The sequence below is a fragment of the Acetobacterium paludosum genome (genome assembly GCF_008086595.1).
In the GTDB taxonomy this organism is placed as follows: domain Bacteria; phylum Bacillota; class Clostridia; order Eubacteriales; family Eubacteriaceae; genus Acetobacterium; species Acetobacterium paludosum.
Genome location: NZ_RXYA01000011.1, coordinates 50,675 through 74,420, shown reverse-complemented (window position 1 = coordinate 74,420; position 23,746 = coordinate 50,675). Strand labels below are relative to the sequence as shown.

18 protein-coding genes and 3 tRNA genes are annotated in these 23,746 nt (G+C 42.5%); 2 read left to right on the top strand and 19 right to left on the bottom strand.

All coding sequences use genetic code 11. The features are described from left to right. Positions 1 to 2: 2 nt before the first annotated feature. From FZC41_RS11795 to pdxR, 9 genes are all read right to left on the bottom strand, one after another. Positions 3 to 491, bottom strand: coding sequence for a VanZ family protein (locus FZC41_RS11795; RefSeq protein ID WP_148567613.1), 489 nt, complete (start codon positions 489 to 491; stop codon positions 3 to 5). 297 nt (positions 492 to 788) lie between these two features. Beyond that, entirely contained in the window at positions 789 to 1,427 is a 639-nt protein-coding gene (locus FZC41_RS11790) for a YigZ family protein (protein WP_148567612.1), read from the bottom strand. Positions 1,428 to 1,430: 3 nt separating this feature from the next. Then, complete coding sequence (hflX, locus tag FZC41_RS11785; RefSeq protein WP_148567611.1) at positions 1,431 to 3,245, bottom strand: GTPase HflX; 1,815 nt, start codon at positions 3,243 to 3,245, stop codon at positions 1,431 to 1,433. Positions 3,246 to 3,541: 296 nt separating this feature from the next. Continuing rightward, positions 3,542 to 4,702, bottom strand: a complete 1,161-nt coding sequence (gene thiI, locus FZC41_RS11780) for a tRNA uracil 4-sulfurtransferase ThiI (protein ID WP_148567610.1) — start codon at positions 4,700 to 4,702, stop codon at positions 3,542 to 3,544. Beyond that, the gene (locus FZC41_RS11775; RefSeq protein ID WP_148567609.1) at positions 4,702 to 5,886 is read right to left on the bottom strand and encodes a cysteine desulfurase family protein; all 1,185 of its coding nucleotides are present in this window, start codon (positions 5,884 to 5,886) and stop codon (positions 4,702 to 4,704) included. Before FZC41_RS11775 ends, thiI begins: the two co-directional genes overlap by 1 nt. Before the next feature lie 46 nt (positions 5,887 to 5,932). After that, positions 5,933 to 6,466: a dCTP deaminase gene (gene dcd / locus FZC41_RS11770; RefSeq protein WP_148567608.1), complete on the bottom strand. Its 534-nt coding sequence runs from the start codon at positions 6,464 to 6,466 to the stop codon at positions 5,933 to 5,935. 84 nt (positions 6,467 to 6,550) lie between these two features. Next, the gene (locus tag FZC41_RS11765; protein ID WP_148567607.1) at positions 6,551 to 8,920 is read right to left on the bottom strand and encodes an endonuclease MutS2; all 2,370 of its coding nucleotides are present in this window, start codon (positions 8,918 to 8,920) and stop codon (positions 6,551 to 6,553) included. Positions 8,921 to 8,924: 4 nt separating this feature from the next. Beyond that, positions 8,925 to 11,393 carry a U32 family peptidase gene (locus tag FZC41_RS11760; RefSeq protein WP_170253974.1) on the bottom strand — a complete coding sequence of 823 codons (2,469 nt, stop codon included), beginning with the start codon at positions 11,391 to 11,393 and terminating at the stop codon, positions 8,925 to 8,927. Positions 11,394 to 11,466: 73 nt separating this feature from the next. Then, positions 11,467 to 12,861 carry a MocR-like pyridoxine biosynthesis transcription factor PdxR gene (pdxR, locus tag FZC41_RS11755; protein WP_148567605.1) on the bottom strand — a complete coding sequence of 465 codons (1,395 nt, stop codon included), beginning with the start codon at positions 12,859 to 12,861 and terminating at the stop codon, positions 11,467 to 11,469. Positions 12,862 to 12,984: 123 nt separating this feature from the next. On the opposite strand from pdxR, the gene FZC41_RS11750 reads away from it, so the two are divergent. After that, the gene (locus tag FZC41_RS11750) at positions 12,985 to 13,833 is read left to right on the top strand and encodes a pyridoxamine kinase (protein WP_148567692.1); all 849 of its coding nucleotides are present in this window, start codon (positions 12,985 to 12,987) and stop codon (positions 13,831 to 13,833) included. A gap of 80 nt (positions 13,834 to 13,913) precedes the next feature. Here the strand turns inward: FZC41_RS11750 and FZC41_RS11745 are convergent, their stop codons facing one another. The 3 genes from FZC41_RS11745 to FZC41_RS11735 form a co-directional block, all read right to left on the bottom strand. Then, positions 13,914 to 14,591, bottom strand: coding sequence for a regulatory protein RecX (locus FZC41_RS11745; RefSeq protein ID WP_148567604.1), 678 nt, complete (start codon positions 14,589 to 14,591; stop codon positions 13,914 to 13,916). Between the two features lie 58 nt (positions 14,592 to 14,649). Next, positions 14,650 to 15,216 carry a hypothetical protein gene (locus FZC41_RS11740; protein ID WP_148567603.1) on the bottom strand — a complete coding sequence of 189 codons (567 nt, stop codon included), beginning with the start codon at positions 15,214 to 15,216 and terminating at the stop codon, positions 14,650 to 14,652. A gap of 259 nt (positions 15,217 to 15,475) precedes the next feature. Then, positions 15,476 to 16,828 carry a M23 family metallopeptidase gene (locus tag FZC41_RS11735; protein ID WP_148567602.1) on the bottom strand — a complete coding sequence of 451 codons (1,353 nt, stop codon included), beginning with the start codon at positions 16,826 to 16,828 and terminating at the stop codon, positions 15,476 to 15,478. 137 nt (positions 16,829 to 16,965) lie between these two features. Here FZC41_RS11735 and FZC41_RS11730 point away from each other — a divergent pair, with 137 nt between their 5' ends. Continuing rightward, entirely contained in the window at positions 16,966 to 18,294 is a 1,329-nt protein-coding gene (locus tag FZC41_RS11730; RefSeq protein ID WP_148567601.1) for an ATP-binding protein, read from the top strand. Positions 18,295 to 18,423: 129 nt separating this feature from the next. Here the strand turns inward: FZC41_RS11730 and FZC41_RS11725 are convergent, their stop codons facing one another. The 7 genes from FZC41_RS11725 to rpsU form a co-directional block, all read right to left on the bottom strand. Then, on the bottom strand, positions 18,424 to 19,716 hold the full coding sequence (locus FZC41_RS11725) for an amidase domain-containing protein (protein WP_148567600.1): 1,293 nt from the start codon (positions 19,714 to 19,716) through the stop codon (positions 18,424 to 18,426). Between the two features lie 135 nt (positions 19,717 to 19,851). Beyond that, positions 19,852 to 19,927, bottom strand: a tRNA-Phe gene (locus tag FZC41_RS11720). 136 nt (positions 19,928 to 20,063) lie between these two features. Then, positions 20,064 to 20,140 (bottom strand) — tRNA-Ile (locus tag FZC41_RS11715). Between the two features lie 23 nt (positions 20,141 to 20,163). Then, positions 20,164 to 20,240: transfer RNA gene (locus tag FZC41_RS11710), tRNA-Pro, on the bottom strand. 363 nt (positions 20,241 to 20,603) lie between these two features. Continuing rightward, positions 20,604 to 22,994, bottom strand: coding sequence for an HAD-IC family P-type ATPase (locus FZC41_RS11705; protein WP_148567599.1), 2,391 nt, complete (start codon positions 22,992 to 22,994; stop codon positions 20,604 to 20,606). A gap of 112 nt (positions 22,995 to 23,106) precedes the next feature. Continuing rightward, entirely contained in the window at positions 23,107 to 23,550 is a 444-nt protein-coding gene (locus FZC41_RS11700) for a GatB/YqeY domain-containing protein (protein ID WP_148567598.1), read from the bottom strand. A gap of 11 nt (positions 23,551 to 23,561) precedes the next feature. Further along, complete coding sequence (rpsU, locus tag FZC41_RS11695; protein WP_013379247.1) at positions 23,562 to 23,744, bottom strand: 30S ribosomal protein S21; 183 nt, start codon at positions 23,742 to 23,744, stop codon at positions 23,562 to 23,564. Positions 23,745 to 23,746 lie beyond the last annotated feature (2 nt).

Here is a 23,746-nt window from a genome sequence, read left to right as displayed (position 1 = left end):
CTCTATTCAATCCATTTGTAAATTCCATAACCAATCAAACCACCAATCAAATTAAGAATCACATCATCGATATCCGCCCGACGACTGGTCAGAAATAAATATTGCAGGACTTCAATCGCACAGGTGGTGCCTAAAATCAGCACAAAAGCTTCGAAAAACTTTACTTTCTTTTTCCTGGCTAATGGATATAATAAGCCAAAAGGAACAAACAGTAAAATATTTCCCATCAAATTTTTAAAGGAATCGGTAAAAGTATACATAATAATATCCTGAAAATCCGTCGGCTTGGTGGCCAGGAATACCCAGTTGATAATCCCGTTCTTCATTATGTCAAAAAAGAAATTATCGATACTCGTAAACGGAATGAGATTATAAGTTGTTTCATATGTAATGTTACTGGTATCCGGTAACAAGGTCATCATCAATAAGCATCCCAAATAAACCAGAAAAATCAGTTTAAACAAAAATGCCGCGCGGTTGTTTTTTGCCATAGGTTGTTTCCTCTCTATCTCAATTGTCGATTATAACAGCGTTGACATTATAACCAACAAACCTTTAATAAGTCACCGATATTTCTTATTTATTCCACCATATTTCCATTCATCACAGCAGATCTTCATTTTTAGGAAAAAGAAAAAATACCGAAAGTAACCCTTCGATATTTTCTCTTCGGTGTCTTAAATTAAAATACATTATTGTATCCATACAAATTTAGGACTTTTTATCATTCTAGTTACTTATTATACATAAAGTTGCATTTATTGTAAAGAGGTTGCACCAATTGTTATTTATATAACGATCTCCGGTACATCCACATAGGCTGGCTCCCCCATGATTACCTGAACATTTCCATTGGTCTGATCCTCAACCCGGGCCAGAAATTCCTTTGTTTCAGCAACGGCAATATGAAAACCCAGGGTCACCTCTTCGCCAAAGTCCTCACTGGCCGGCATGATTCCTTTTTCCAACAGGCCATTGCTTAAACTGCCATAGGCCGGGTAATGAATCACAATCCGCAACTGATCTGAATACTGTTTCTTGATAATGCTGCAATGGTTTATCACATCGCCGGCACCACCCCCATAAGCACGAATCAGCCCACCGCCGCCCAGTTTGATGCCGCCGAAATAGCGGACCACCACCACTAAAACATCCTTTAGTTCCCGATGGTTGATGATGTCTAAAATCGGTTTTCCCGCCGTTCCGGGCGGTTCCCCATCATCACTGGACTTCTGGCGCTTCGGGTTGGTGTTAAGGACATAGGCCCAACAGACATGCGTGGCCTTGTAATGCTTCTTTCTTATTTGCGTTAGCGTCGCTTCCACCGCTTCTTCATTTTCAATATGAAACACCATATTGATAAAACGGGACTTTTTTATTTCTATTTCGGTCTCATCTGAAATTAATACGGTTTTGTAATCCTCCAAAGCCTACACCTCTGAAACCTTGTACTTCTCAAAAAGATGGATGGGAAATCCATCCGTCATTTCAATGGTCACCAAATTACCTTCTCCCTGATAATCAATATCCAACACCACCTTCATTTCATGAAGAAGAGCCATGGACTTATTGTCATCGTAGGGAATCAGCAGCTTCATTTCACGTTTCTCACCGATTAAAACGGTACTGACGGCTTCAAACAAAGCATCAATCCCCAGACCCTGTTTAGCTGAAATATAGAGTTTCAGTTCCTCCTTAGCGGCCTGATTTTTCAACAAAAAGGTTTCCTGTTCCGCCAGCGAAAGCTTGTCGATCTTATTGTAAATCATCATTACTTTTTTATGACCCACGCCAATATCAGTCAGCACCTGATCAACCACCTGAATTTGCGCCTCATAATTATGATTGGAGACATCCACCACATGAAGAAGCAAATCAGCCGTTTCAACTTCCTTTAACGTGGTTTTAAACGCGGTAATTAAATCATGGGGCAGCTTTTCAATAAAGCCAACCGTATCCGAAACCAGATAATCACCGTATTCCGGATCCACCTTGCGAAGGGTTGAATCCAGGGTGATAAATAAGCCATCCCTGGTTATCGCTTCACTTTGGGTTAAGCGGTTGAACAACGTGCTTTTACCAGAGTTGGTATAGCCGATCAGACTCACCGTTTTCACCTTATTTTTTTTGCGCTGCAGGGCATTCAGCTGATTGCTTTTATTAATCCGTTCATTTCTCGCTTCCAGTTCATCAATCTGTTTCCGGATATGGCGACGATCCGTCTCTAATTTTTTTTCACCGGGACCCCGGGTTCCGATGCCGGCACCGGTCCGGGACATGACAATCCCCAAACCTTTAAGATGACTCATTCGATACTTTTGCTGTGCCAGTTCAACTTGCAGTTTTCCTTCCCGGGTGGTGGCATGCCGGGCAAAGATATCCAAAATAATCGTCGTTCGATCGACCGTTTTCGTTCCGGTAGCCGCTTCAATATTGGCAATTTGCTTGGAATTAAGCTCGTCATTGGCGACAATCAAATTAATATCATTGTTTTGGATAACTTTAATCAACTCCTGAAGTTTTCCTTTGCCCACATAAAATGTGGAATCAATCTGACTCCTTGCCTGACACACCTGTTCAACCACCACGCCACCCGCTGTTTTAACCAATTGAACCAGCTCTTCCATGGAATCTTTAAGGTCAACGCCTTTATTTCCCGGCAGATCCAACCCAATCAAAAGCGCTCTTTCTTCATCATCCTCTACATCAAAGCGATTGTTCGGATCATTTTTGATAAACCGATTGGCTTGCAGAATATAATGCTCCAAGGGAAAGGCTTTGAGTTCTTTAAGACTTTTTAAGAGTCCCTGTCGATACATCATGGTCTCTTCCTCAATAACCGGCACCCCGATACTAAAGCCAAGCGGTACCACTTCATCTACGCCAATTGCGACAATGCACTGGAGACTCTGTTTCTTTGCCGCTGAAAAATCCTCAGCGGATAACCGCGGATTTCCGCCGGGATGGGTATGAATCACGCGGTATTTATTCAGCGATTTTATATGGTACTCCATGTCTTCATTGCCAATGCTAACCGTTGCCGCATCACCGACATTGACCCACTGAATACGGTTTTTTTCATTAGTGGCAATCAATATTTCCCGTTTGATTGTCAGGGTTAAACGCCTCATGATTTCAAGTACATAGTCATCCAGAAGCACCTGGTTTTCCATTTCATAGCCAATTAGATCATTGAGTTCATTCATATAACTTTGGCGAATGCCATTATTTTTATTATCAGTCATCACTTTTTCCTTAATCAATAGAATGCTTCATTATAACACAAAAACCAGGCAATCATTGCCTGGTTAAGACTGTTTTTAAGATACTAACGTTAATTTGGGCTCGTAGGGGCGATCCATGATCGCCCGGAACGTAAGTTTTAAAGCAAATATCTTCGGGCGATTGGGAATCGCCCCTACACTGTAACGCTTAAGCCCCTACACTGTATAATGCTTAAGCCCCTACACTGTTATGCTTAAGGATCGCCTCTCCTATACTTGTGGGACTATATCTAATAAACTCTTAGCATATAACTATTTTACAGTTTAACAATTTCGGAGTTTTCCACCGCCGTGGCCATCATATCCACCATCATTTCAGCGATGGCTTCCTCAGAACGAATCATTTCGGAAATCTTTGGCTTTGTTTCCGGATGCTTGGGGACAAATATCGTGCAGCAATCCTCATAAGGCAAAATCGAGGTTTCAAAAGTACCGATTTCTTGAGCAATTTTAACAATATCCGATTTATCAAAACCAATCAGCGGTCTGAAAACCGGAAGATTGGCTACGGCATTCGTGGCGCCAAGCCCTTCCATGGTCTGGCTTGCCACCTGTCCCAAACTTTCTCCGGTGATCAGGGCTTTGGCCCCTTCTTTTGCAGCGATCATTTCGGCGATGCGCATCATGTACCGGCGGATAATAATCGTCGTCTGGCGGTCCGGGCACAGCTCCACAATTTTGGTTTGGACCTCGGTAAAGGGCACCACATATAATTTAATCCGGCCGCAATACTGACTCATGATCTTAGCCAAATCGATTACTTTTTGTTTGGCCCGGTCACTGGTAAACGGAAAACTGTGGAAATAAACCGCAATCACCTCGACGCCCCGTTTGGCCATCATATAACCGGCCACCGGACTGTCGATTCCGCCGGATAATAACAACGCGCCTTTGCCGCTGCAACCAACCGGCAGGCCGCCGTTGCACTTAAGAAATTCATGATACATATAGGTTTTTTCTCGGACTTCGACCCAGAGATTCAAATCTGGGTCATGGATGTCGACCGAAATGCCTTCGACGGCGTCAAGAACCGTTTCTCCCAGACGATAATTCAAATCCGGTGATTTAATCGGAAAGGTTTTATCGCCGCGTTTAGCGGTGATTTTAAAGGTTTTGATTCCTTCAGCTGATCGGACCTGCTCAATGGCATTTTCCTCAATCACTTTCATGTCGCTGTCAATCACAATCGCCGGGCTGACGGAGACGATGCCGAATACTTTTTGAATCCGTTCCATACCCAGTTTAAGATCTTCTTCTTCCACATTGACGATAATTCGCCCCTGAATTTTTTTCACCTTTGCCGAAGGCACACACCAAAGCGTGTTGCGGATATTTTTTGCCAATAATTCTATAAAATAATTACGATTCAGTCCTTTTAAGGCAATTTCGCCATATCGAACCAGAATAACATGTTCCATTAATTTTTCTCCTGTGATTTATTTTTTCGTCTCGCTTTTATCAAAAGCCGCAAGCTCGCCACTGCTTCAGCAATGGCCCTCACTGTTTCATCGGCATCTTCTTTTGTGATATCTTTTGAAAAACTGATGCGAATGGTTCCTTCTTTATATTCTTCTAAAAGCCCGATGGCTTTGAGCACATATTGTTTTTCTTTTTTATGAGACGAACAGGCCGAGCCGGTAGAAACATAAATACCTTTTGCTTCCAGACTATGCAACAGCACTTCACCGCGAACCCGGTTAAACGATACATTTAGCACATACGGACTGCCGTTAGGATCGCCGTTGACTTTAATATCCTCGACCTGATCTTCGAGTCCCCTGATGAGGCGGCTGCGAAGCTCGCGAATAGCCTCCAACTCATCCAGATACGACTCTTTTCGAAGCCGAATCGCCTCTCCAAAGCCAACAATTCCGGGAACATTTTCGGTTCCGGAACGCATATTGTTTTCCTGACCGCCACCGCGAAGCAGCGGTTTTAAATTGATGCCCTTTTTTATATAGACCGCACCCGCCCCTTTGGGGCCAAATATCTTATGGCTGCACATGGTCAGGGCATCCAGCTGACAGGCCTCCACATCAATGGGAATTTTCATATATCCCTGGACGAAATCCGAATGAAAGACACAATTGGGATTTGCCTGCTTGACAATCCTCCCAATCGCTTTGAGATCCTGGATGGTGCCCAGTTCATTGTTCACGCCCATAATGCTGACTAAAATCGTACTGGCATTCATCGTGGCTTTTAGTTCGTCCAAGTCGATATGCCCCTGTTCATCCACCCCTAAAACAACCACTTCAATCTGATGCTCTTCATAAAATGAAAAAACATCCAATACCGAGGGGTGTTCAGTGGCTGAAGTAATGATCCGCATCCGACTGCGCTGTTTATTCTCGACAATGCCCTTGATAATCATGTTATTTCCTTCGGTACCGCCAGAAGTAAAATAAATATCCTGAGATTGACAGTTGATTGTGGCAGCAACAAGTTCGCGAACTTCTTTGACCGCCTGTTCTGCCCGGATTCCCAGCCGATGAAGCGATGAAGGATTCCCGTAATTATTTAACATCGTATCCATCATCTTTTCCGCCACCTGGGGATGAACCCTGGTTGTTGCTGCATTATCTAAATATATTTCTTTCATAATCCTGTCCCTTCATTCACCAAGGCCTGCATTTTGACGATAGCAGCTAGCATTCATCATCCATGAAGATGCGACTGCCCACCGCCGAACGCTGTTTCTGATATTTTCCGTGATACGGATTTAATGCCACCGCATCCATTTGGGCAAATACCAATTGACAAATCCGTCGGCCTTTTTCCAATTTAATGGGCAGCCGGTTGGCATTGTAAAGTTCAAGCGTGATTTCGCCTTCAAAGCCCGGATCAACCCAACCGGCATTTTGGATGAATAATCCCATCCGGCCAACAGAGCTTCGCCCTTCTACAAAGGCCGTCAGATTACAGGGGAGTTTTATGTATTCCATTGTCGTTGCCAATAGAAATGAGTTGGACGGGATGATGATCTCATCGGCTTCCATTGAAACATATTTAATTTCATCCGTTAAAGTCATGGTCTCAAAATGATTTTCATCCAGCTTCAGATAACTGCTTCCTAAACGAATGTCCACTGATGCCGGCTGAACCTGACCCTTTTCCAACGGATCAATAACCAGCTCCCCTTTTTCTAAATATTCATAAATGGTTCTATCCGATAATATCATGACTCCTCCAAAAAATATAATTGTGCTTCCGTAAAAATTTTCCTATTAATTGTATTATGGGCGGTATCCAATGTCAATCTTTTGCTAGAGATTAACGATCGTGACCCCGGAGCCGCCTTCATTCATGGCGCCCAAACGGAAGTCTTCGATCAAGGGATTCCCTTTGAGGTATTCATGGATGATCTGGCGCAGCCGCCCGGTTCCCTTGCCGTGAACAATCACGATCTGCTTGTTTCCCGACAGCATCGCATCCCCGATCATTTTTTCAACCAGGAATAGCGATTCCTCACCATTTTTTCCTCGCAGATCCAGTTTTGTATTCATCACATGACGATCGACTTTTTTGTATGTAACCATTTTTTCTTCGGGTTTGGCAAGCGCGGTTGAAGGCGTCAGGTCTTTAACATCAACCTTGAGCTTAATCATGTCCGACTGAACCATGGCCTTGTTTTCATTGGGTAAAAGATTGATAATCTCCCCTTCGCGACGGAGGCTGATAACAAAGACCTTCATACCCATGCTTAAGTCTTCCATGCGCAGCGCCTGACCCTGATAATCTTTCGGAATATTTCCAAATTGATAAATGTTTTTTTCTTTTTCCTTGATGCGTTTACGAATGGCTTCAAGCTCTTTATTGTCTTTAACCGTATTGATTGTTGTTTCCTGAATCGTTCGGATTTCCCGATAAATTTCTTCCGTTTCCTCGCGGGTCTTTCGAACAATCTCCAGGGCTTCTTCCTGAGCCTTTAAAACCAAGGCCTTTTTCTCTTCCTCGAAGCGTTCCATTTCCCGATCCATTTGACGTTTCAATTCTTCGGTTTCTCGTTTCAAACGAATCATGGCATCGTGTTCCACTTCGGTTCGGCGGCGCTTTTCATCAATTTTTATCAGGGTTTCTTCAAAACGAATGGCTTCGTTTTTAATGAGTTCCCGTGAATGTTTGATAATGTCATCACCCAGCCCCAACCGCCTGGCAATTTCAAACGCGTTGGATTTCCCCGGAACCCCGATCAGCAGACGATAGGTTGGCCTCAAGGTCCTGACATCAAATTCCACACTGGCATTAACCACCCCCGGTGTCACCAGGGCAAACTCCTTGAGTTCGCTGTAATGCGTCGTTGAGATACTGGTCACGCCACGAAGATGCAACGTATTAAGAATCGATATTGCCAGGGCTGCCCCTTCCGTCGGATCGGTTCCGGCTCCCAATTCATCAAAAAGAACCAGGCTGTTTTGATCCGCTTTACTCATGATTTCGACAATATTTGTCATATGGGAGGAAAAGGTACTCAAGCTCTGCTCAATACTCTGTTCATCGCCAATATCTGCGAAAATATCTTTGAAAATTCTGGTTTTACTGCCTTCCCGAACCGGAATAAAAAGTCCCGACTGTACCATCAGATTCAAAAGCCCGATGGTTTTTAAGGAAACGGTTTTCCCCCCGGTGTTCGGTCCGGTAATCACCATGGTATTGATTGACTCGTCAAAATATATATCCGATGCCACCACCTGATCCTCGGGAATCAGCGGATGTTTTGCCCGCAACAGTTCAATCGGTCCGGTCTCGGTCACCGCGGCCCTGACGCCATTAACCGCCAAGCCGTATTTCCCTTTGGCAAATTGAAAGTCCAGATCCACCAGCACATCATAATTACCGATAATGTTATCACGGCTGTCGGCAACCTTTTGGGTCAGATCTTTGAGGATTCGGATGATTTCCTGTTCCTCTTCTGCCACCAGAATTTTGATATCATTATTCAGTTCCACTACCGCCATCGGCTCAATATACAAAGTGGCGCCGCTGGCCGATTTATCCAAAACAATCCCCGGAACCTGGCTGCGGTATTCTTGCTTGACCGGAATCACGTAACGATTGTTCCGAATGGTGACAATTTTTTCCTGAAGAATTTTTTCATAGGCCGTTGAGCTCACCATATGGTTAAGCTTTTCACTGATCCGATTGTTTTTAAACTGCATTTCCCGACGGATTCGGGCGAGTTCTCGGGAAGCCGTGTCGGCCATTTCCTCGGGGCCTAATATTTTTCGGTTGATTTCTTTTTCCAGTTCTTCACAGGTTTCCAGGGACTCAAAAAGCTCTTTCAATAAAATCAGGCTGTCCATTTGGGTATCGCCATGATAGTAATCGTCCATATCCCTGGCAATGTGCAGCAAGGTGGCAATGGAAAGAAGTTCCTTCATCGAAAGCATCGAGCCAATGACCGCGCGTTTGACATAATCACTGGTGTTTGGCACATCCGCTAACGGCGGTCTCCCATTTCGCAGAATCATGCCCAGGCTTTCATTGGTTAAATCAAGGCCGCGATTCACCGCGGGTAAGGTTTCCAGGGGCCGTAACTCCTCAACTTGCTCTTTCCCCCCCTGGGTCACACAATTTTCCATCAGACTTTTTAAAATTTTATGATATTCTAAGACTTTAAGACTTCTTTGATCCATGTCCTTATTTCACTCCTCGTTTAAAACTTCCTCGGGTCGTCCCTGCGGTACTTAACCCTTCCGGAAGACCCCAATGCTTTTCATAAATATCCCGGCGGTAATAATTGATGATGGTTTTCATAGTTTCCAGTGCTTCGTTGCGGTGGTAAATCCGCCAGGTATCCACCCCCCGCAAATCCAGAATTTCTTCTCGTAAGAACAGTGTATCCCGGTTATAGATGTGAATAAGCCCCTGATTATCGCGTTTTACCGGGAAATATCCGCCGCGCTCATCCTCGAGATTTCCAGTCATTTCCATCTGACAAAGGCCGGTTGTTCCTTTGGTTTTCTCCGGACAGTTGGCACAGTTGAACAGGCATTTTTTGCTCACCATCAACTCCTGCGTGCCATAAACCGGCAACACCATGGCAAGATCCGAATACTCTGAAATTTCCTTTAATTGTATTTCATCCAGTTCCGGAGACAAAACCCCGCCCTTGACCTGCCATTCTTTTAATGCCCGTGCCGCCAGGGTATTAAACAGGTTAAATGACTGATCCGCTTCCAAATAATCGGACCGATTTTTCAGCAGTTGCAGGGCTTCATAATTTCCAATCAGAAACCCGTCATGTTTAATATCCTGATTCGATAATCGCCGCACTTTTTGCGAGCCGGCATCATCCATTATTTTGGGTGTTTTCAGCAAAACGTTTAAGCCACATTCTTTTGAAAAAGCCGCCATTTCAGTAGCGCCTTCTCCCAGCAATGGCATTACCACCTCAGCAACACCAAGATTGGTCAGTTGCGACAGCCACTCGCGTGACGGCATTTCTCTGAATTCCAGCGAAATTCGCTTCCTGCCGGTTTCATTATCAAGCGATTTTTGATTGCCATGCAGTTCTTTTTCCAGCGGAACGATCGTAATCAAGTCGTCGGCACTCGTTTCAGACGCCGCTGTGATTTTAGCCGCCAGCTTTCCAATAACTTCTTTTCGGAGCAAATTCAGCTGACTTCGAGATAAAAACAGATTTGTATCCATATCAATTACGATTGTTCCCAGTGCAAAATCCGTTGCGCCAAGGCGTGAAATCTGTTCGCTGATGAGGGCTTCATCCAACGGCTTTCGCAGCGGTATTTCCGGCTCAAAATCCGCCGTATAAGATACCTCAATCCCCTGGGATGCGGCAACGATTTTCACTGGCAGCTCCGCCTTTATCGTCAGCTTGAAATCCACAACCGCCTCCGGCAAATTCACCGGCACCGAACCCCATTGATGCAGCTGATCCATTAAGCCCTTATCAAAATTCTTGTACAGTAAGGTTCCCGGCGAAACCCCGTAGCGACAGGGAATGGCAATGGTTTCTCCACCGTGGCCCTTTTCCAGCCGACTGCCATCCAAAGTGAAAATTCCATCCACCTTCGTCCCGATTTTACCGTCTTCGCCAAAAGATAAGCCATCCCCCAGCGAAAGCTCGGCATCCTGATTCAAACTGAGCGCTAAATGAGGATAAGCCCCGTAATTTCTGCTGTTTTGTGATTTTGGCATGGCCATGACCCGGCCAATCAAAACGCCTCTATTTTTACCAACCTGAGGATTCAAGATATCCGCTTCATTGAACAAATGACCGCGGGTAAAATCCCGGTTAAAAACCTGCATAACCGCCTGGTCATTGATGGTTTTTTCGGGTTTCTCACCAAAGACCTCATTAATCCGCTCCCGATAAGCCCGGGTAATCCCATAAACATACTCCGGAGTTTTCATCCGGCCTTCAATTTTTAGCGCATCCACACCAGCGGCGACAATCGCCTCCATCTCCTCCAGGGTTTTTAAATCCTTCGGGCTTAATAAATAGCCCTCATTGATTAGCCTGTCTTGTTCATCGAAAAGCTGATAGGTTTTCCGGCAGGGCTGGGCACAAAGTCCCCGATTGCCGCTTCGTCCTCCGATCATACTGCTCATTAAACATTGTCCCGAATAAGCGTAGCACAGGGCGCCGTGACAGAATATTTTTAATTCGATCTGCGCCTTTTTTTTAATTTCAGCCACTTGAGTTAATGGCATTTCTCGGGGCAGTACGACGCGGGAAAAACCCTGTTCCTGAAAAAACAACACGCCTTCCAGCCCATAAACCGAGGCCTGGGTGCTGGTTTGCAGTTTAAACTCCGGAAAATAATGTTTGATTAAATAAATCACTCCCATATCCTGGACAATCAGCCCGTCGACATGGAGATTTTTCAAAAAATTAAGGGTCTTGATAAGCGCCTCAAATTCGCTGTTTTTTATTAATATATTAAGTGTGACATACACCTTTACCCCACGGTAATGACAAAGCGCCACGGCCGTTCTGATTTCATCTTCCGTCATGTTTTCGGCATTACGACGAGCATTAAAGGCTTTTCCACCAAAATACACCGCATCTGCTCCGCCGTTTACAGCAGCAATAATGGCATCCATGGTTCCGGCAGGTGCAAGCAGTTCTGGTTTTTTATTCATTCTTACCTCTTGTTTCTTTATTTTTAATCTCATATTCTCACAATTCTATGCAATTAATTATTATAACATATTATTACAATTCCCATGCTTTTTTTAACAAATTGATGCCCTCATAAATCTGCTCTGCCGTTAACGAGCCGTAGCCCAATAAAACCATGCTTTCAAATTTCTTTGAAACCCCATGAATAAAATAGGGTGACACCGGATAGACCTTGACGCCCAAAGCCAGGGCGCGTTCACACATTTCTTTCTCACTTAACCCCTTGTTTAATTGGATCAGCAGATGATGCCCGGCATTTTCTCCGGTGATCTTAACCTGATCACCCAATTGGCCCAGCGCATCCATCAGGGTAATGCGTTTTTCCTTATACACCTTACGCATTTTATTGACATGTTTTTCGAAAAAGCCGCCTGAAATAAAGGCCGCAATCATCCTTTGTTCAAGACTTGAAACCGGAGAACTGATTTGATCGGCAATTTCCAAATACGTCTTTAGTAGCGAATCCGGCAAAACCATGTAACTGATTCTCATCGAAGGTGCAATTGATTTTGAAAAAGTACCGATATAAATGACTTTCCCATTCTTGTCGATACTTTGCAATGACGGTAATGGTTTTTCATTATAACGAAATTCGCTGTCGTAATCATCTTCGATAATATAGATCTGCTCTTCTTTATTTGCAAAATTGAGTAGTTTGATTCGACGATCAATCGGCATACTGATTCCCAACGGGAATTGATGCGACGGTGTCACGTAAATGGCTACATTTTTATGATTCTTTAACGGCTCGATGCGAATCCCCTTTTTGTCAATATCCACTGAGATGACTTTATTTCCCATTTTTTCAAAAATATTATAGGCTTTAAGATAGACCGGATTTTCCAGAATAATTTCTTTACTGTTTCCCCAAAGCAGATCCAGGGTTTGCAGCAGATGGTCGGTACCAGAACCGATAACGATCTGGTCTGCCGTACAAACCACCCCTCTGGAACGGTACAATAAATTTACCAAAGCTTTTCTTAATTCAGGTTCTCCCTGAATATCCGGTTTGTTCAATAAATTCAGATCATATTCATTAAAAGTTGCTTTAAATATTTTTCTAAACGCATCATATGGAAAAATCCGTTGATCAATCATATTCGGAGAAAAATCGATACCATCGATCTCATTTTTTTCAGTCTCAACTTTATTTTTCGAGACGGCTCTTTTTTCATTCTGCAGATAAGTATCAATTTCACAGACGTAATATCCTTTTTTAGGAACAGCCTCCACATAACCTTCAGCTACTAATTGGCCATAAGCCGCATCAACCGTATTAACACTCACTGCCAGATGACTGGCCATATTCCGTTTGGACGGTAATTTCTCACTGTTTTTTAAATTGCCCAGAATAATTTCATTTTTCAGGAATTCATATATTTCCTCATAAAGGAACTGTCCTTCATTTTTAAACGGTATCGTAATCATCGGCTCTCCTTGTTTGATCCTAACATATTGTGTAAAACTGATTCTTTTAATGGGTTCACCTTTATCTTATAATAAGAGTATTTGAAAATCAAGAAGATAATTCATAGCAAGGAGAATTTAATGATAGAAAAACAAAAACGAGTCGCCGCCATTCATGATATTTCATGTGTCGGGAGATGCTCCCTGACGGTTGCCCTGCCGATTATATCAGCAGCTGGATTTGACACCAGTATTTTGCCAACAGCTGTTTTATCAACCCATACCGGCGGTTTCGAGCATTTCACCTACCGCGATTTAACTGCCGATATCACCCCGATTGCCAATCACTGGGAATCTCTCAATTTGGAATTTGATGCGTTATACAGCGGATTCTTAGGATCCTATGAGCAAATTGATTTGGTTGGCAGCCTTTTTGACACCTTTCAAACTGACAGCACCCTCACTCTGGTCGACCCGGTGATGGGCGACAATGGTGAACTGTATTCCATCTACTCCAAAGAAATGGCACACGGGATGACCCGGCTTTGCGCCAAGGCCGACATCATTGTTCCAAACCTCACCGAGGCGGCTTTTCTTTTGGAGGAACCATATATTGGTGAAGGCTACAATCAATCCTACGTCGAAAATTTATTGGTCAGTCTTTCTCAGCTGGGTTCGAAAAAAGTGGTTTTAACCGGCATTTCCTTTGCGGATACAAAACTTGGGGCTGTTGCCTATGACTCGGAAGCCAATACCTTTGACTACGCTTTTAACGAACGTATCCACGATAATTTTCACGGCACCGGTGACATTTTTGGCAGTACCCTGTTAGCCGGCATCTTAAATGATTTCAGCCTAAAGGATTCGCTCCAAATCGCCGTTGATTATACGCGAGAATGTATCATCAAGACCGTCGCACTCAACCAGGAAAAGCGATACGGTGTTTGCTTTGAAAGAGCGCTCCCCTATCTGATCAAACGATTAGGACTATAAAAACAGAAGTCCCGGAAACGTGATAAATTTCCACAATAAAGGCCAACATTATCATTCTGATAAATGTTGGCCTTTATTGGTTAGTCTTCTTTCATCTGATCCAGTTTTGCTCTTATCATTTCATAGGGATATTTTCGACCCATCAAACTCTTAATGATCCGATTTTCCAAATCTCTACCGAGGAAGCCCTTTTTTTTATGTTGTCGCTCATATTTTTCATAATCGCAATTTAATTTTTCCCGGATTTTTTTTTCTTCAAATTCAATTTCAGCTTCCGATAATGCGATCGGTTCTTCTTCTAAATCCAGTTCTTTAATCACATCAATTGTCATATCCATCGGATATCCCATCCGGGCCAGTTTATCGTATATTTTTTTTCGCTTTTCTAAAACTGTTTTTCCTTTTAAAAGCTTCAGATTTTTCGTCGCCACCAGCAAACAGCATCGATACTCGGTATCTTCTGGATAAAGATCCGCTAAGGTGAGCAATAACTCATCACTGATGCCGCGTTTTCTAAGATCCTGATATATTCGCTTGGTGCCATAATAAGTCAGTTGACGATTGTTTTCCACATAATTTTTAAGATAAATTTCATCATCCACATAACGATACTCCCGGAGTTTTCCCATGACATGCGCGATTACAGCATCCTCAATATTTTTTTTCTTAAGATAGGTCACCATTTCAAAGCAGGTCCGGGATTTATATGACAAGTAGTTAACCGCCAAATCCATGGCTTTTTCTGTTTGCGTACTCATTACCGCTTTCTCCTTAAAACCAGAGAAACACGCAAAGCGTGCTTCTCTGGTTTTATATTTATTTTTTTAATGCTTTTATACTTTTCAGTATGGTTGCGAAATCTTTTGTTTCAGAAAGCAGCACTGTTTTTTCAATACAATTAAATCCGTTTTTGCTTGAGTCAACCGTGTATAAACTCTGAAAAGTTTCAATCACACGCTGAGCTTCATCTGAAGATGTCATTGTACCGACTTCCTGACCATTAAACTCAATCACTGTTCCTTTTACATAAAGCTCAATACCTTTATTACTCAAGACCTGGACCCAGGCATCAAAATCCATGGGATTATCCAGTCTCGCCGGAACAAGCTTAAAGCCATCGCCAAGAAGGATATTCTTGTTGTTATAGGACTCACCCAAGCTATTCTGAATATGGTCCACTGCCGATTCAAAGACACTGGCTGTTTGTACATAACCAAGACTTTCGCCATGATAAAATACTTGATAACCTTGTGTCTGCGCATTTACGACCCCAACTGATGCTATTATAACCAAAAGTGTTATCGTCACAATGGTACTTTGTCGTTTTTTGCGAAGCCGTTTTTTTCTTCGTTTTTCACGTTCTGTCTTTACAATATCATTCATATCTTTACCTCATGTTGTTAATCGTTACATATTTGTTACATAATAACATATTTTAGAAAGATAATCAACGTTTTATTTACAAAAAAAAAGATGCCATTTTAAAGACATCTTTTTTTATAAATTAGATTCACTAAATATAATACCGACAATTGCTACATCATGTTGTGTGCCACAATTCGTACAGGCATAGCCTGTACGAATTGTGCGCATACAACTGATTAACAATTGGTCGGTATGTCTATATTAATATATCACTTTGTCATACGTTATCTCCGGTACTGATATTGAAAAAGTTATTGATTGGCTGAGCAACATTATTGAGTAGGATTTCAAAGTGAACATGATTGGCTGTCGATGATCCTGTCGATCCCATACTGCCAATGATTTGTCCCTGAGCGACGGTCTGACCTGCAGCAACATTCAAAGCGCTAAAGTGTCCATAAAGGGTTGAATAACCATTGTCATGATCGATCATGACACAATTTCCGTATCCGCCATACCAACCGGCAAAAGTAACTGTCCCGGATGCGGCTGCGTGAACGGAAGTTCCTTCACTATTTAATATATCAACCGCTGCGCCATTACTATGATTGCTATAGTATCCGCTGTCATAATCTCTGAAAATTTCGCCCACCCGACCACTGGCCGGAAGAACAAATTGTGCTTGCGGCGTTACGACTGCTGGCGTTTCCACGGCTGGGGTCTCCACTGCCGGCGTTTCCACTGTCGGGGTCTCCACTGCCGGGGTTTCCACTACTGGAGATTCCACGGCTGGCGTTTCTACTGCCGGGGTCTGTATTGCTGGGGTTTCCACTACTGGAGATTCCACGGCTGGCGTCTGCACGGCTGGTGTTTCCGCTACCGGAGTTTCTTCTGCCGGGGTAACTTCTGCTACTGAAATTTCAGCCGACTTTCTTTCCACGGTCGGGGTTTCTGTTGCCGGTGCTACCACTGCTGGGGTTTCGGCTGCCGCAACTGCCACTGTCGCTGTTTCAGCTGTCGGGGCTACTACCACGGTCGGAGTTGCCACGGCTGGTGTTTCCACGGTTGGTGCTTCCACGGTCGGATTTTCCACGACCGGAGTTTCAGCTACCGGAGTTTCAGCCGCCTGATTAACTGGTGTTTGATTGTAATTTACCGATTGAGCAACCTGCACAGTCTTATTCGTTTTTGTTCCCGCAATTGCCTGTGCAATTTCTTCGGTTGTCATACAATCAACAAATCGGGCTACCCGTATTTCATAATCACCAAGATTTACATCGCTATTGCCACTGTTAGCTTCACCAATACTGTTGAGTGCCGTTTCTAAAACCGCCGGACTGTCAACATAACCAATGCTGTTACCATTATATAAAATTTCATAAGCTCGGGTTTGTGCATCAACAACTCCTGCACCTGCCAACATTAAAAAAACACTGGCTACAACCGCTGAGCCTCTCATTCTAAAGGTCTTCTTCTTTTTACTGTTCATATTTATTTTGTGATTGACATGATTTGTCTCTAAAAATTCATCTCGAAATTCATCTCGTTCTACTTTTTGCGTCGCCTGATTATATCGGTACTTCTTTAAAAGCTTGCTAATTTTTTTAAAAATATTCTGAGTTTTCCCCATGTCATTTCTCCTTGTTACAATTTCTTTACAAGAATGATACCATGTCGACTTAAATTTTACAAGTTCTTTGTTGAATTTTGTATTACATTTTAATTTATGGTATAATTCTTGTAAAAATATAAACAGGACGGTGACCAATGAATAATATTATGAATGAACCTTTTACCAGTACCAGCCCATTGCGGCTAGTTTTTTTTAGAAATATTAATGATACACCCATTATAAAAAGTTTTTTAAACGTATTAACTGAATCTGAAAAGAATCTTAATTCCAACCCTTCGCAAGAGTTTTGGGATGCTTACTACCAACTAAATTCACTCCTTATCAAGGGTGCGATGGAAAAGAAGCCTAGCAAACCCACTCATCCTGTTGGTGAGTCACTTTGGCAATACATGATTCTCAGACACTTTTTTGATGACGAAAACCCTTTCACTCTTTTTTGCGAATCGCAGTTGTTAACAAAGAACCATCCCTTTTATGAAAGCATGCTTGAAGATGTCGCGGTTTTATTACAAATGTTAAATTTTTCCTGGGATGCATTAATCAAGGAAAATGATATTCATACCGAAAATATTTTTTCAAAATCAATTTTCCCGCCATCAGCAAATGAACCATCTTTCAACATTGCCATTCGAAAAAACGATCCTGAACAATTTCTTAAAACATTAAGCGAATATATTTACAAACACGGTTTTGGAATATTCTTAAATCATTCCTCTTTCAAACTAAATAGCCAGGGACAGATTCTTCCCATTTTTAATGAAAGTACGCAAACGATGGATGACTTAGTCGGTAATACTTTTCAAAAGCAGGAAATTATCCAAAATACAAAAGCCTTAATTGATTATAATCAGGGACTTAATGTTTTGTTGCAGGGAAGCATGGGGACCGGAAAATCATCAACCGTTCGAGCGTTGCTCCATATTTTTTCAAATACCCGGCTTAGAATGATTGAAATTAAGCGCGATCAGCTGGGTCTGATTCCACAGCTTTTCAAGCAGCTTGAACATCGTCCTTATCCTTTTATCCTTTTTATTGATGATCTCACCTTTGAAACAAGAGACCAGGATTATAAAATACTCAAGGGCGTTCTGGAAGGTTCCCTTGAACAAAATCCCAACAATGTGCGGATTTATGCCACCTCCAATCGACGTCATTTAGTCGAGGAACGCTTCAGCGAACGCCAGGACGCCGTCAACGCCCGGGAAGTTCTGGAAGAAAAACTATCGCTCAGCAGTCGATTTGGTTTAATTCTAACCTATTCCACTCCCAATCAAAAAGAATACCTGGCCATTGTCCATGATTTAGCTCAATCAATGGGATTAAACATGACTCCCGAAGAACTGGATTCTCGAGCCATCGCCTGGGGAGCACGTCATATCAATACTTCTGGCCGAACAGCCGAGCAACTGGTTCATTATTTATATGCTGAACAAAAGCAGTTTCAAAAAGAAACAGCTGTGTAAGCTCCCAAGTATAAATTAATTTTATAAAACGACATAATTAAAGGCCGATTATTTATCATTGTATGTTTCATAAAAAACATACCGTGATAAATAATCGGCCTTTATATTTTAGCCTTACTAAATTAACTATTAATTTTCATTCCAACCTTCAATTTTGATTAATCGGAGATCTGAATAACCATAGGCACTGGCCGGATAATTTATTCGATCCGTGGTATTCGAATTAATCAGATAATCCAGCATATTTCCATTACTATCTGTAATGACCTTTGTAATGATAACTGAATGAAGCCACTCATCGTCCTGACCATACTGTAAAATATCACCAGCCGATCCGCTAAAGACGTTATCGTCAACAATGGCTGCTAATCCATATCCGGTATTTTCACTGGCATAGGTATAAAATTCTTCAACACCTGTCCAGGCCGGACTCCGGCCCGAATCTGTTTCATCCAAATCAACCGTTTCCCCGTACCATTTCCATTGGGTGTCAACATCACCGATGTAGTCCATGGGTATCCCCCCGGCAAACAGGCATTGCGAAATATAATTATTGCAATTCCCGCCATATTCGTCATATGCACTGTATTTATTCTCATTACGTATCACTTTTTCCGGATCGACCCATGCCATCGCATATTTCACTGCCGCCGCTGCATCATACTTATTGTCCACACCAGCTTCCTGAGATTCCGCTGCGCCAGAATTATAAGCTTTCTTTTCCGATGATAATTCCTCCACATTAGCTAAAGATTCGCTTAGCAGCTGATCAGCTACTGCTTCCGGATCGCCCGTGCCAGCTTCGACGGCTTCCTGGATCATTGTAAAACTGTCTTCATCTTTATAATGCTCAGTAATTACATAACTATTTCCAACTTTTTTCAAATAAAAGGTGTGTTTTATTCCGCTGCTTGACGAATCAACGTCAGGAATGAAAACAAAATTTACAGTATGATCTTCGGTGACAACCACTTCAATCTCTCCGGCGTTGTTGTTTATTTTTGAGATGGTTATCCCGCACTCATAATTTGTCATCTTTAAATCATTACTCTGATTAAGTCTTAAATTAATGATATAATTCAGGGCACTTTGGTTAATTTGGGCATTTTCACTGGATGGATCAGAAAATAAATCGGTAATATCGGTTGTTTTCAAATCAGCGGTTGCCTCAAAGGTTGTTTCAAAATACTTTTTAATCGGCGTCAACATCGCCTGATCAATTGTCTTTCCGCCGTCCCGAACTTTTACCACCCGCGTATCCTCATCTGACACGTTATTACCTAAAGCCGCAATCGAACTATTCATTATCCCCGATGAATTTGCAAAAACCCCAACACAGGCAAACCCCATCGTCGCCAAGGTTATCAGAACAAGGCCAATGATAATCCTCTTACGTTTTTTCCTTTTAACTCTTTTTCTCATCAATTCGCACCCTTTCGACTATTTGTAACAATTGTACAACAGTAATGTGTTTTTTTTGTGAACGAATCCCGAAAATATTATTAAATTTATTTTTTTCAAAAAATAAAAAAACAGCCTATGCTGTTATTTAAAAAGTGGTGCCCAAAGGCGGAATTGAACCACCGACACGAGGATTTTCAGTCCTCTGCTCTACCGACTGAGCTATTTGGGCATATACGACCTAATTTATTTTTGTCTTCATATGTTTGTTAAAAGATCAACTTTGCCTAACTAAGTGATTCACACCAAATCAAAGATTTGGGTTCTCTACTTATACCGACCATTTATCCTATTTGGGCATAAAAATATGGTGGGCCTTCAGGGGCTCGAACCCCGGACCTACCGGTTATGAGCCGGTTGCTCTAACCAACTGAGCTAAAGGCCCCAAAATAGCATTTTAAAAAAAAATGGTCGAGGTGAGAGGATTCGAACCTCCGGCCCCCTGGTCCCAAACCAGGTGCGCTACCAAACTGCGCTACACCTCGATACAACGTTATTTATTATAAATGTTTTTTTGTGTTTTGTCAAGGACAGTTAAATGATTCCTTGTTCGAATTATTTTTCTTATCTTTGACGACTTGCTAAGTATAGCACGGTTTAATATGCAAATGCAAGCTTTTTTTTTAAATTATCAAACTATTTTTAGGCGGACAAATCTCAAATGCGGCGTTGCCATTTTGGGCCTGTAGGGGCGATTCTTAATCGCCCGAAACCGTGGATCTTTTATGCAAACGTCAACGGGCGATCATGGATCGCCCCTACAACATGGTTGTCCACATGAAGTTTCGACAAGACTAAAATTAGATTTTTAGAGAGTCTGGCTGCGCGCCGGCAGGAATCGCCCGTTACTATTTTTCCAATGCCGTTGGTTTCGTCATTTTTTTGCTGTTTTCCCACCGATCAATACCGTCTTCAATTTTTACAACACCCCAACTGAAAAATTTAATCAGAGGATAGATATCTAAAATAGCGCTTCCTAAAATAATCAGCATACTCAGTGTGAACCCATGAATGGGCAGCAGGAAAAAAAAGTTTCCTAAAAAAAGCACACAGGCCACAAATGCTATCACCATGCTGAAAAACAATCCCCAGCGTTTATTGTCCATAGGTTGGCACACTCTGAAAAGTATGACAAAGCCGATCATGCCGGTTGCTATCACCGCCAGAGTTGATATTTCCTCATAATTAAGCGATATATGAGATCCGATGATCATAATCATCACCACATTGAATACCACCGTCAATGCCCCAGGCAGGGATTTTTTAAAAACCGTATCAAGAAATTTTCCCGTTACCCGATTTTTATTTGGCTCCAATGCCAAAAAAACTGATGGTACGCCGATGGTCAGCGCACTGATTAAGGTCAGCTGAATCGGTGCAAAAGGATAAGCGCCGTTGGCAATAATAACAATAATTGCCAACATTAATGAAAACATGGTTTTAACTAAAAAAAGTGATGCAGCTCTAGTGATATTGTTGATCACTCGGCGACCTTCCATTAACACCCGGGTAAAGCTTGCAAAGTTCGAATCCAGCAATACCAGTTGCGAAACCTGACGAACCGCATCGCTCCCTTCGGCCATGGCAATACTGCAATCCGCTTCCCTTAAGGCCAGCACATCATTCACGCCATCCCCAGTCATCGCCACTGTATGATCCGCTTGTTTAAGGGCTTGAATCAAAAGCTGTTTTTGCTTAGGCGTCACCCGGCCAAAAACCGAATAGGATAAAGCCGCCGCCTTAACGGCTTCATCTGTTTTAAGTTTTGATACATCAATATAATTATCCGCATCCCAGAGGCCGGCCCTTCGGGCCACCTGAGAAACCGTCAGCGGATTATCACCGGAAATAACCTTTATGGTCACCCCCTGGTTTCTAAAAAACTCCAGCGTTTTTTTTGCATCATGGCGAATCTTATCCCCCATCGGAATCAGGGCAAGGGTCATAATATTATTAGGTAAACTGCCATCCTCACCAAAAGGTTCCGCTGCATAAGCTAATATCAGGACGCGGCTTCCTTCGCTGGCATAGCCCTCAACCTTGTCCTGTATCTCGGAGTATCGACTGCCTAAAACAAATTCCGGAGCGCCAATTACAAATGAACCCTCATCGCTGAAATAGGCCCCGCTCCATTTACGTTCTGAAGAAAAGGGAATGGTTTTTTCGCACTTCCACTTTGGCGCTTCTCCTTTGAAACTCTCACATAAGGCCTTATTTGTAGTATTGTCATCTTTAAGATTGGCGACCAAGGCCCGGAGAGCCTGAACCGGATTCTTTACATTGTCGATGGTTTCTAAAGACAGCACTTCCATATTGCCTTCTGTGATGGTCCCGGTTTTATCCAGACACAGCATGTCCACCCTGGCCAGCGTTTCAATGCAATAAAGTTCCTGCACCAAGGTCTTATAATGTCCTAATCGCACCACGCCGGCCGCCAATGCGACGCTGGTCAGTAATACCAACCCTTCCGGGATCATTCCAATTAAGGCCGCCACGGTTGCCACAACACCTGCTTCAATTGTCATCTCTCTGCCAATAATCTGCACATATAAAAGCAAAAGCCCAAGCGGCACAATTAGGATTCCCACCGCCTTCATAATAAAACCCAGAGCTTTCATGATTTCCGAATTTGGCTTTTTGGTTACCTTGACGGCCTCAACCAGTTTTGTCGCATAATTATCCAAACCAGTCCGCTTCACCTGAACGGTTGCTTCTCCTGAAACAACAAAGCTGCCGGATAAAAGCTCATCCCCGGGGTGTTTTATGACCGATTCCGATTCACCGGTTAATAAAGATTCATTGACCTCCAACGCGCCATCGATCACCCGGGAATCCGAAGGTATCTGCTTTCCGGCTTTTAATACCAGCACATCATCCAATACAATGCTTTCAAAGACAATCTCCTGATGATTGCCATCGCGGATAACGATCACATGAGGCTGAGATATAATCGATAATTTATCGATGGTTCTTTTTGCTCTAATTTCCTGAACAATTCCGATGATTGTATTAATAATGACGATATTAATGAAAAGAAGATTTTGAAAAGACCCAACAAAAATAATCATTAAAGCTAACACAACATTAAGCAGATTAAATAACGTCAATGTGTTGTCTCTAATGATTCTGCTGATGGTTTTCGTTTTTGTTTTGGGTTGAATATTAACCATTCCCGCAGTTAACCTTTCGTCCACCTGGGCTTGGGTAAGACCAATTTCAGGGTTGATGTTGTTTTCCATTAAATCCTCCAGTTGTTTATTCTCTGGGGAGGATTATATCATCGTAATCTTAAAGAATCATATAACAAAAAAGAGGCCTGTCCAACGGACAACCCTCTTTGTGTTTGTTTTATTATATCAGACTTTCTCTGACAACTTGATTAACAAGTTTCCCGTCCGCACGACCTTTTATCTTCGGCATCAGAGCACCCATAATTTTACCCATGTCTTTTGCGTCAATTGCTCCGGTTTCTTGAATTGTTTCATTCACAATAACTCTGATTTCATCAATCGTTAATTGTGTAGGAAGGTAGCTCGTGATTACTTTAATTTCTTCATGAGCCTGCTGGATTAAATCGTCTCTTTTAGCTTTCTCAAACTCAGTCAGGCTATCCCGACGTTGCTTAAGTTGTTTTGCAATAATTTCCAAGATTTGTTCATCCGTAAGCTCCACTTTTTCATCTTTCTCCACCTGCAAAATAGCAGCGCGAATCATCGTAATCGTGGACTTTCTTACCTTGTCTTTTTCTTTCATTGCTGTTTTTAAATCAGCTTGTAATTGATCCTTTAATGCCAAATAGTCACATCCTATCTTTTTTTCATCTTTCTTTTTCTAGCTGCTTCTGATTTTCGTTTTCGCTTTACGCTTGGCTTTTCATAATGCTCTCTTTTTCGAATTTCAGACATTACCCCAGCCATTGCTGTTTTTCTTTTAAAACGTCGCAATGCACTTTCGAGTGTTTCGTTTTCTTTGATTTTTACTTCAGACATTT